The organism is Curvibacter sp. Hmag1.1 (assembly GCF_059769165.1).
Genome location: NZ_JBMBGX010000002.1, coordinates 2,299,563 through 2,310,640, shown reverse-complemented (window position 1 = coordinate 2,310,640; position 11,078 = coordinate 2,299,563). Strand labels below are relative to the sequence as shown.

General features: G+C 54.9%; 6 protein-coding genes. 4 read left to right on the top strand and 2 right to left on the bottom strand.

What is annotated here, in order from left to right; genetic code table 11:
* Window position 1: 1 nt before the first annotated feature.
* The 3 genes from ACOAP0_RS11505 to ACOAP0_RS11495 all read left to right on the top strand — a co-directional run bounded on the left by ACOAP0_RS11505 (window position 2) and on the right by ACOAP0_RS11495 (window position 6,344).
* Entirely contained in the window at window positions 2–619 is a 618-nt protein-coding gene (locus ACOAP0_RS11505; protein WP_498376510.1) for a response regulator transcription factor, read from the top strand.
* 92 nt (window positions 620–711) lie between these two features.
* A complete protein-coding gene (locus ACOAP0_RS11500; RefSeq protein WP_498376509.1) occupies window positions 712–4,155 on the top strand; it encodes a retention module-containing protein in 3,444 nt (1,147 codons plus the stop codon).
* The gene (locus ACOAP0_RS11495) at window positions 4,152–6,344 is read left to right on the top strand and encodes a cadherin-like domain-containing protein (RefSeq protein WP_498376508.1); all 2,193 of its coding nucleotides are present in this window, start codon (window positions 4,152–4,154) and stop codon (window positions 6,342–6,344) included. Before ACOAP0_RS11500 ends, ACOAP0_RS11495 begins: the two co-directional genes overlap by 4 nt.
* Window positions 6,345–6,399: 55 nt before the next feature.
* Here ACOAP0_RS11495 and ACOAP0_RS11490 read toward each other — a convergent pair whose 3' ends face one another.
* Both ACOAP0_RS11490 and ACOAP0_RS11485 read right to left on the bottom strand, forming a co-directional pair.
* Window positions 6,400–8,307 (bottom strand): EAL domain-containing protein, encoded by a 1,908-nt coding sequence (locus ACOAP0_RS11490; RefSeq protein ID WP_498391410.1) that lies wholly within the window; start codon window positions 8,305–8,307, stop codon window positions 6,400–6,402.
* A 25-nt stretch (window positions 8,308–8,332) separates the two neighbouring features.
* Window positions 8,333–9,037, bottom strand: coding sequence for a transglutaminase-like cysteine peptidase (locus ACOAP0_RS11485; RefSeq protein WP_498376506.1), 705 nt, complete (start codon window positions 9,035–9,037; stop codon window positions 8,333–8,335).
* A gap of 159 nt (window positions 9,038–9,196) precedes the next feature.
* Between ACOAP0_RS11485 and ACOAP0_RS11480 the strand changes: the two genes are divergently transcribed.
* Window positions 9,197–11,032, top strand: a complete 1,836-nt coding sequence (locus ACOAP0_RS11480) for a TolC family outer membrane protein (RefSeq protein ID WP_498376505.1) — start codon at window positions 9,197–9,199, stop codon at window positions 11,030–11,032.
* Window positions 11,033–11,078: the final 46 nt, after the last annotated feature.

The window sequence follows — 11,078 nt, the reverse complement described above, 5'->3', positions numbered from 1 at the left end:
TTTGCTGGTTAGCAAAGACAAAGGGCTATTGAAACACTGGCGGGACGCGCTAAAGATCAAGTCCGCTGTTGAGCTGGAAAGTTTTGCAGCTCTCAAGCAGCTAGCCCGGAGGAATGGCGACGTCATTTGGTTGGATCTGAAGGTGGGTGATGTACCCCCATGGGCCTCGACTGAATGGAACGATCTTTTGCATGACAAGCAAATGCGCATTGTGGCCGCAAGCTCATACCCGAGAGATGAAGAAGCGATAGCAGCCTTGGACCTTGGATGCGCAGGTTATTGCCATGCATTTTCGGATCCGGAGACGCTCCTGCAGGTCCACCAGGTCACCATGGCCGGCCACGTCTGGATAGGCCAGCATTTGATGCAGCAATTGATCCAAACGGCAAACCGCGCAAAACCTTCAAGACGTTCCACGCCGGGGGCTTGGGATGATGAACTCACCGCCCGGGAACGCGAAGTCGCCAAAATGGCAGCCCATGGCGCATCGAACTTGGCAATAGCAGAGCAATGCGACATTACTGAACGCACCGTCAAGGCGCATTTAAGTGCCGTGTTCGAAAAGCTAGGGGTCACAGACCGATTGCAGCTTGCCTTGAAAGTGCACGGAATTCAGTAATCCGTCACACACCCTGTACTTGAGTCCAATAGGCGAGGAGCCGGTAAAGCACTACATTGATCAGCTAGTTTTGCTGTCTCTGGAGTTTTTACATGGCTACTTCCCAAATTTCTGCCCAAGCCCGCGGCGTTGTTGTCATCCTGCAAGGTAATGCATGGGTGGTTTCACCTGACGGTAGCAAACGCGCCATCAAATTGGGTGATGAGATACAGGAAGGCCAAATTGTTCTTACCGAAGACGGGACGCGCCTGGAGCTTGCACTCCCGAACGGTCGGGAAATCAGCCTTGAGTCGGGTCGCGAACTGCTAATTGATGCCAATTTATTGGGCTTCGCTCCAGAAGATGCAACCAACGCAGCACTCAAAGACCTCAACAGCAGTCCTGCAGCCATCGCCAGAGTCATTGCTTCTGGAGGTGATCTTTCTGCTGAACTGGATCCGACAGCTGCCGGTTTAAGTGGGGGAGATGCGAGTGACTCGCACAGTTTTGTGCGAGTAATACGTATCAATGAAACAGTAACGCCCTTATCCATTGACAGAGCTGCAGACAGTAGTTCGGAGGAATTCCCCCCATTCGGCACCCAACTAACAGCGGCGCCGGCACCCACTGTCAGCAGCGTATCGAGCCCGACCCAAACTGAGGGCAATACCTTGGTCTACAGTGTTTCGCTATCTGCAAGCACGATCACTTCGACCACTTATTCCTTTTCACTTGGAAGCGGCACTGCAACCTCGTCGGACTATGGCACTCCCATATTCAGTAACGGTGTAAGTTATGACTCTGCGACAGGCACTGTGACGGTTCCGAGTGGTGTCAGTAACTTTACCGTCTCAATTGCGGCGATCGACGATCTTTTGTATGAGCAGAATGAAACTGTTCCATTGACGATGGGGGGAGTGACAGGCATTGGAACCATTGTTGACAACGACACGCCAACACTCTCCATCAACGATGTGATCATCAATGAGGCCGCCGGCACCGTCACCTTCACCGTCACCCGCGCAGGCGACCTCACCCAGGCCGCCTCCGTCCAGTACGCCAGCGCCAATGACTCCGCCACCTCCGGCGCAGGCAACGACTACACCGCCGTCGCAGGCACATTGAACTTCGCCGCCAACGTCGCCACCCAGACCATCACCGTCTCCATCAACAACGACACGGTCTTTGAAGGCGCTGAGTCTTTCAATATCAACCTCTCCAACGCCGTCGGCGCTGTCATCACCGACAGCCAAGGCGTGGGCACCATCGTCGATGACGGGCGCACCCTGCCCGGCGGTGGTACCGCCAACGACGACCGCCCGGTCTTCAACGTGGGATCAGACTTCATCGTCGATGAGGCCGCAGGCACCATCACTTTCACGGTCACCAAGACCGGCTCCACCAATCTGGCTTCCTCCGTGGCATTCACTACCGTGGACGGCTCCGCCGCCGCCGGCAGCGACTACACCGCGACCGCAGGTACTCTGACTTTTGCAGCCAACGAGACCTCCAAGACCATCACCGTGCCCATCACCAATGACACGGTCTTCGAAGGTGCCGAGACTTTCAGCCTGCAAATCAGCACGCCCACCAACGCCACCATCGGTGACAACTCTCAAGTCGCCACCATCGTCGACGATGGCCGCACCCTCCCCGGCGGCGGCACCTCCAACGATGACCGTCCTTCTGTCTCCATCGGCTCCAATGTGGTCATCGATGAGGCCGCCGGCACCGTCACCTTCACCGTCACCAAGACCGGCTCGACCAACCTGCCTGTCACCGTCGATTTCGCAACCGCCAATGGCTCTGCCACTGCCGGCTCCGACTACACCGCAATCAACGGCTCTCTGACCTTTGCGGCCAATGAGACGACCAAGACCATTACGGTCAACATCACCAACGATACGACCTACGAGATCAGCGAAGACTTCACCGTCTCCCTCTCCAATGTCTCCGGCGCTACCTTGGGCACTTCCAGTGCTACCGGCACCATCGTCGACGATGGCCGCACCCTGCCCGGTGGCGGCACTGCCAACGATGACCGACCAGGCTTCTCCATCAACGATGTGATCATCAATGAGGCCGCCGGCACCGTCACCTTCACCGTCACCCGCGCAGGCGACCTCACCCAGGCCGCCTCCGTCCAGTACGCCAGCGCCAATGACTCCGCCACCTCCGGCGCAGGCAACGACTACACCGCCGTCGCAGGCACATTGAACTTCGCCGCCAACGTCGCCACCCAGACCATCACCGTCTCCATCAACAACGACACGGTCTTTGAAGGCGCTGAGTCTTTCAATATCAACCTCTCCAACGCCGTCGGCGCTGTCATCACCGACAGCCAAGGCGTGGGCACCATCCGTGACGATGGCACCGGAACAGGAGGCACCGACAACGACACGCCAACTCTGTCGGTCTCGAGCCCAACCGTGGCAGAGAACGCCGGTTTTGCACAGTTCACGGTCAGCCTGAACAACGCCTCAACGACTGCAACCTCGGTCAACTTGGCCTTGACCAACGGCTCCGCCACCGGAACCGGTACCGACTACGGCAGCGCCACCGCCACCAACCTGCAGGTGTCGACCGATGGTGGTACCACTTGGTCCAACGCCACGACTGCAACCATCGCTGCAGGCACGACCTCTGTGCTGGTGCGCACCCCCATCACCAACGATGCGCTCGATGAGGTCAATGAGAATTTCACACTGACAGCAACGCGTACTGCAGGTACCACGACCAATGCATCTGCTAACGGCACTGCCACCATCACCGACGATGATGCAACGCCGAGCTTGTCGGTCAATGACATCACCGTCAACGAAGCTGCAGGCACTGCCACTTTCACCGTGACCCTCTCGGCCGCTTCCGGCCAGACCGTCACCGTGGGATACAACACAAGCGATGGCACCGCCACCGCTGGCTCGGACTACACATCGACCACTGGTACGTTGACCTTCGCCCCCGGCGTGACGACTCAAACCATTACGGTCAATATCGCCAACGATGCCCCTGCAATCTTTGAAGGCGCAGAAACCTTCAATGTGAACTTGGTGACGCCCACCAATGCCACGATCACCGACAACCTGGGTGTGGGCACCATCCGTGACGATGGCACCGGAACAGGAGGCACCGACAACGACACGCCAACTCTGTCGGTCTCGAGCCCAACCGTGGCAGAGAACGCCGGTTTTGCACAGTTCACGGTCAGCCTGAACAACGCCTCAACGACTGCAACCTCGGTCAACTTGGCCTTGACCAACGGCTCCGCCACCGGAACCGGTACCGACTACGGCAGCGCCACCGCCACCAACCTGCAGGTGTCGACCGATGGTGGTACCACTTGGTCCAACGCCACGACTGCAACCATCGCTGCAGGCACGACCTCTGTGCTGGTGCGCACCCCCATCACAAATGACGGCCTTCAGAAGCAGACGAAACCTTCACACTCACTGCAACCCGCACCTCAGGCACCACTACAAATGGCAGCGCCACAGGTAACGCCACTATTTTGGACAATGATCATCCGCCCGTCGCAGGGAATGACTCCAATTCGGTGACTGAGGATGCCGCAGTAACGACGTTAAATGTCACCGCAGCCAACGGTGTAATACAGAGCGCCGGGAACGCTGCGGGCAAAGACACGGACTTGGATGGAAACACCCTTTCCGTGACCGCTGTCCGTACAGGACTCGAAATTGGAACAGGTACTTCAGGCACTATTGGAACTGCACTTGTAGGCACCTATGGAACGTTGACGCTTTACTCAGATGGGCGATATGACTACGTCCTGAACAACTCCAGCTCTGCTGTTCAAAATTTAATCGCCGGACAGATTGCACAGGATGTTTTCACTTACACCGTCAGTGATGGAACGGGGCAGTCAGATAGCGCTACGCTCACCATCAACGTAAACGGAGCTCAAGATACCGTGGCACCTCCGCCTACCGTTGTACCACTCACAGGATCTGCAACCGGCTTCAACGGCGAGTACTACGGATATAACGAAACGGCGACCACTACGGGTCGAACCCACAGTGACGACGGAACCGCCACTTTTGGTGTTCACCTTGCTGCAGGTAATTTGAACTCCGTTGAGGACATGTACACCATTATTGATGGTCGAAATGCATTGGCTGGCGGAGCAAGCATTGTTGGCACGTCCACCACTGCAAATGCGAATGTTGCCGATGTGAGCTTCAAAGCGCGGAATATTGACTACGGCTTCAACCCCACAGTCAATTCGTCACTGGGCTCAAACCAAAACAGAGCAGCAGGCAGTGCCTTACTTGCCAATGATGGAAACGCAAACTCTACAACTCGCGCGCTAAGTAACTTCTTGGATCAAGACCTATCTACTGGGTTGGTTCAAACTGGTGTGGGGAATACCAACGGCACCTCGGGGCTTGGAACGACAACCGACGCAGCGATTCGAATTTCCGGCAAGTTCTACACACAACCAGGCTCGTATGATTTCCGCGTTACTGCGGACGATGGTTTCCGGTTGAACGTAGACGGCCACACGTTGCTTGAGTACGACGGTAACCAAGGCCCAACGACACGCATTTTTAACAATGTGCAATTGGGTGACTTGGCCGGCGGACTTCAATCCTTAGAGCTCCTTTATTGGGAACAAGGCGGAAACTCGCGGCTGCGGATTGAATACAAATCGAGCAGCTCCGGTACTTGGCAGGTAATGTCGCTGACAAACACAGCCATGTTTACCAATGAGTCAGCGCCCACAATCGCTGACACAAGAATTCAAGACCTTGTCTACGATGGCACCACGTCGACTTGGCAGCTGCGGACCGGCTCCATTTTGGATGGGGGAACAGGGAACGATACGTTGACTGGCGGCGCTGGACGTGACTATTTGATGGGCGGCAATGGCAATGACACGCTGAACGGCGGCGATGCAGCTGACACATTGGAAGGCGGCGCCGGAAACGATGTATTGAACGGGGGCACCGGCAACGATCTGTTGATCGGCGGGGCAGGTACAGACACGCTAACCGGTGGGGTTGGGGATGACTTCTACCGACTGAGTGACACATTGGACACTATCGTCGAAGCGGCAGGCTCTGGCACTGACACTGTCCAACTTGATTCCACTTACGTCTCAACAAACCTCAGCACAACTTACGTCCTCGCAACTAACCTCGAAAATCTGGTTGCCTATGACGGCGGGGCAATTAACCTCACAGGTAATGCATCCGCTAACCGGCTTGAAGGCAATAGCGCGGCAAACACCATTAGCGGGCTTGACGGGAATGACTTCATCGTCGGCGGCAAAGGAAATGACATATTGACCGGTGGTACAGGCTCTGACACTTTCGCATGGAGACTCAATGACGGAGGGACAGCAGGCTCACCAGCTGTAGACCATGTCACAGACTTCAACTATGGCGGGGGCTATAGCAATGTGTCTCTTAGCGGTGGAGATGTTCTCGACTTAAGAGAGCTTCTTGTTGGCGAGCACACGTCATCTGGCAATAGCGGTAGTGCAGCTACGGATGTAGCGATTTCTAACTTGCTGAACTACATTGATATCAACATTAATGGAGCTAACACTGAAATTCGCATCAGTAGCACCGGCGGCTTTGCTGGCGGAACTTACTCGGCGGCAGCTGAAGATCAACGAATTGTTTTAGACAACGTCAACTTGTACACCGCGGTAGGCACCACAAGCGGCAACGAGTCGCTTCTTTTACAAACGCTGATCCGAAACGGTACCCTCTTGTTGGACTAAACACTACTAAAGGGGGATCCGCTCTTCACTTCAAAAATGTGAAGAGCGGGCCTTCTTAAGATTGAATACCAGGTCCAGTAGCCGCATCAAAACCGATAGCTTTGAGAGCATTGCATTCTGCCGATGTGCTCACACCTTCTGCGATCACCTGCAGGCCTATATTGTGCGCAATGCTGCACAAACCCTTTAGGAATGCTTCGTTACCGGCATTCGCATCAACTCCACGCACAAAACTTGAATCGACCTTCAAGTAATCCAAGCCCAAATCATGAAGTTGTCCGATTTGGCTAAAGCGATGGCCGAAATGCTCAAGCCCAATGCGGCAACCACGCTTTTTCAGCGCAAAGCAAAGTTGCCTGAAGCTTTCGAGGTGCTTCAACGCACCCTCCTCAGGAACTTCCAGCCACAAACGGTTAGCAAGTGTGCTGCGCTGCTTCAAGATCTCAAGTAGTTTGTTGAGAAAGTCCGCACTCTCTAAAGAACTCGCGGACAAATTGATCGCCAATCCTGGCAAATCAGGTTCTTTCTCAAGTTCATCGAGCCCGAGAGAAACCGCCATCAAATCCAAAGCTGGGGTCAGCTTAAGTCGCTCTGCGATCGGCAAAAATCTACCTGCGGGCAACCACTCTCCTGACTCGTCAAACATCAACCGCAATGGGCACTCTTTATGGGAAAGGCCACCGGAAAGAGTCATCACCGGAAACGCAATCAGTCGCACCCAGCGGTTCTCCAAAGCCCTACCAATCAATTTAGCCCATTGCTCAGAGGATCGTGGCAGTTCATCGGAATCCGAATAAACGGCTTCGTGCACAGCGCTATGTGACTGAGTTTCAGCCGCGGCTAGTGCAGCATCCACCCTCGCCAAGAGGCTGCCTAAATCATCATTACGATTAAATCTCCCAAAGCCTATGAAACCGCTGCGATTGCCATCCATATATGGCGCCGCCTCTTGGCCCAGAGCCTCCAGAAGCCGAACGGCAATCACTGAACCATCCACGCTTTCACGAGTGAAGACTGCAAAATCGGCGCCATTGAGCCGTGCAACGACTGACCTACCGGTATCGGGAAAACTACTGATGAGAATTTTGGCGGTTAGCTTCAATAGCGAGTCTGCGGACTCCCTTCCAAGGCGCCTGTTGATGCTTGCTAAATCATTCAACCGCAGCATGAACAGAGTTCCACCCACCGAATCCTCTGCTTCCAAAGCATGCCTCAGTCGGGCCATGAAGTGTGCACGATTAGTCAACCCTGTCATTTGATCGAAATTGGCCTCCTGTCGCAAATGCTCCAAGCGCCCAGCCTCATCCTCAAACATTGCCTTCAGGCGACCTACTGTTTCGTTCATGGCAACAGCGAGTTGCCGCAGCTCCGGTACACGCGGCACGTCAATCGTGACAAACCGGCGCTGAGTAATCGCCACTGCTTGATCAATGACCGATTTCAAAGGTTTGCGCAATCGACTCAGCACCAGACTACCAAGATATCCACCAACTAGCCCAGCGAGGGAAAGTGCCAGCGTCATTTCATAGGCACTCTTCCAAAGAGCTCCATATGCAAATCGACTATGGCTGATCAGCGTTACGGTTCCGAACTGTTTCCACCCATCGCTGATTTGAGCCTGGCCAGGCTCCGAGTGGATCGGCATCAACTTTACGAACCAGGCGGGAGCATCCAGTCCGCCCTCAGGAGCTTCTCGCTGGGAAATCACATTGCCGCGGGGATCGACGATGCGCACCAGTTGGTAATGACCACTATCAAACAAAGACGCCGTCACCAGATCAACCGTCACCGGATCCGGATTACTTTGACTCAATGACAGGGCTAGGGCAACTGCGTTGTCAGTATTTTTGATGGCCAGTTGCGACTCCAGATAGCCACGGGCAGAGAGCAAAGAGGCAAGTAGCCCTCCCCCAAGGGCCAGCAGCATGCTGGCAATAATGGCCAACCAAAGTTGTCTATACATGGACATACGATTTCCTTACCTCAAATTATTCAAAGCCTTCGGCTTTGGCTCGCCTCAGCAAGTCTTCCCAACGGGACAATCGCCCGGTGCCTCCTGCTGCTATCCCGCTGCCGCTGACACCGGCAAAAACACCAGATCCGTTAAAGCTAAAGATGGGGACCAGGTCTGGTCTTCTGGAAGCAGGACGAATATCACTGATCAGGTTATCCATCACCAAAGGCTCAGCATCCGGCGCCACGTAATAGGCCAGCACCATGTGGGCTTGAGTCGCATCAGAGGTCCCTGTTTTGGCGCGTACATAAATCAGTCGCAATTTGTCCGGCTGCACTCCAACCTGAAGCAACGTAAAGTACTTGGCAATCGCAAAGTCTTCACAATCACCAGCTGAACGGCCAAGCGTTTCGAGGGGAGTCGCCCAATAGTCCACTTGCCCCCAAATTGCACTGTCTTCACCGAACAACACCTGTTGATTGATGAACGAATTGACGCGCTTAATCCGTTCTTGATCTGAAACATCCGTCAGACCGTTCATTAATTTGCGCCAAGCTTCAAACTTGGGTTGCGCTGCTGCGCCCCAGCGCTGCACAAATGAAGACTGCAACGTATCGAAGTTCGTCGCTGCAAATACCCAACAGGCCATTGCCAAGAGCAGCGAGAAACAAGTCCGACCGGCTTTACAACCAGCCCTAGGCTCGAAACGCATTAATTTGGCAAAGGTGATGTTTTTCACACGGAAATAGTGGAAAAGCGGCAATTTGTCACAGCACTGATAGCGAAAAAATCACGAGAACGCCTAAAATTCGGGCACTTTGAACCGCAAAACATACGGGCTCAGGGTGGTTTACCGAGCCACCGCTCAAGGAAACCAGTCTCATCACAGCATACAAGAATGATCACTCGCACTCCACTCGCTATAGCCACTGCCGCGCTCTTTATCGCCGGCATCAGCCACGCCCAGCCAGTCAACCAGCTGCAAGCAGCTGTCGAGAAGGCCATTCTTGAAAACCCTGAAGTCAAAGTAAAGCACAAAAACCTATTGGCTTCTGCCAACGAACAAGCAGTTGCCGAAGGAGGATGGCGCCCCCGAATCGACTTGGAAGCCACAGCCGGCGAGAAATCGACCTTTTCCCCAGGGATGAAGTCAGACAAGGGATACTCCAACTCGACCGCGACCTTGCAACTCCGCCAGACCTTGTTCGATGGGTTTGCAACGATGAGTGACGTTCGTCGCTTGGGCCATTCACGGATGGCTGCCTACTACGACCTGCTGGCAACTAGCGACAACATCGGGCTGGAAGCAGCTCGCGCTTATCTTGACGTTCAGCGTTACCGTGAACTGGTCGAGCTGGCAAAAGAGAACTACGCTAACCATGCCGACGTGTACTCACGCTTGGAAGCCCGCGTCAAAGCTGGCGTCGGCCGGCGGGTTGATCTGGAACAGGCCGCAGGACGTCTGGCTTTGGCTGAGTCCAATTGGCTGACAGAAGCCAGCAACCTGCATGATGTCACTGCTCGCTACCAACGCCTGGTAGGCGAGATGCCCAGCAAGGAACTCACTACAGCTCCGAATCTCTCTGCCTTCCTGCCAGGCCGGGAAAACTACGTTGCGAACACAGTCCGAGGTAACCCGGAGTTTCTAGGTGCCGTGTCCAATATCCGCGCCTATCGCGCTGATGCAGAGCTTCGCAAGGCCGCGAACTATCCGACTCTGGAATTCAGGGCTTCTCAGAGCTTCGAAACCAACCGCTCGGCGGTAACGGGCGATTATCGCGACTCAGCCCTGCAACTGGTGCTGAACTACAACTTGTACAAAGGCGGCTCTGATCAGGCACGCATACGTCAGTACGTCGACAAACTCAACGCAACCTACGACTTGCGAGACAAGGTGTGCCGCGACGTTCGTCAAACCGCCCTGATTGCCTACAACGACGTGAGCAAACTGGAAAGCCAGATCGGCTTTTTGAGCCAGCATGAGTTGTCCACCTCGAAAGCACGTGAAGCCTATCGTCAGCAGTTCGACATTGGCCAGCGCTCCTTGCTGGATTTGTTGGATACCGAGAACGAGTATTTCCAAGCACGTCGTGCTTTGGTCAACGCGGAATATGACCTTTCCCTGGCGAAGGCCCGCGTTTTGGCGGCGAACGGCACCCTGCTGTCTGCTCTCAAACTGCGCCCCATGGAAACCCAGGCACCGGACCAACCAGCCGGCACCGATGCCAACGACGATGCCATGCAATGTGTGTCCGACCTTGCACCGCAAGTGGTACTGGACAAATCCAGTTTGCCGAAGCCGACTTTGGCCGCTGCACCGATTGCACCAGCTCCAGTACCTGCCCCGGCACCCGCACCTGCAGTGCCATCAAGCAAGGCGCTGTGTGACGCGGTAGCTCCTTCTGTCGAAAAATGGATCGCCGCTTGGAATGGCAAAGACATCAATGGCTACTTCTCTGCCTACGCGGACGGTTTTGTACCAGCCCAGGGCTTGAGCCGCAGTCAATGGGAAAGCCTGCGCAAGAAGCGCGTCGGTAAGCAAGGTGGAATTTCGACGGTATTGAAGAACATTACCCCTGCCCAGTGCGACGGCAAGACCACCGAAGTCTCCTTCACTCAAGAATATGGCTCTGAAGACTACCGTGACACCGTGGAAAAAACACTCTCCATGGAATACGTGGGCGGCGCCTGGAAGATCCTGAAGGAAACCGTAACAAAGGGTCGCACTTTCTAAAGTCACCAGCCCGCAAAAAAGCGACCCTCGGGTCGCTTTTTTTATG

Coding starts and splice junctions, on each gene's coding strand:
- ACOAP0_RS11490 (WP_498391410.1), bottom strand. CDS start 8,307: ATGTATAGACAACTTTGGTTGGCCATTATTGCCAGCATGCTGCTGGCC.
- ACOAP0_RS11480 (WP_498376505.1), top strand. CDS start 9,197: ATGATCACTCGCACTCCACTCGCTATAGCCACTGCCGCGCTCTTTATC.
- ACOAP0_RS11500 (WP_498376509.1), top strand. CDS start 712: ATGGCTACTTCCCAAATTTCTGCCCAAGCCCGCGGCGTTGTTGTCATC.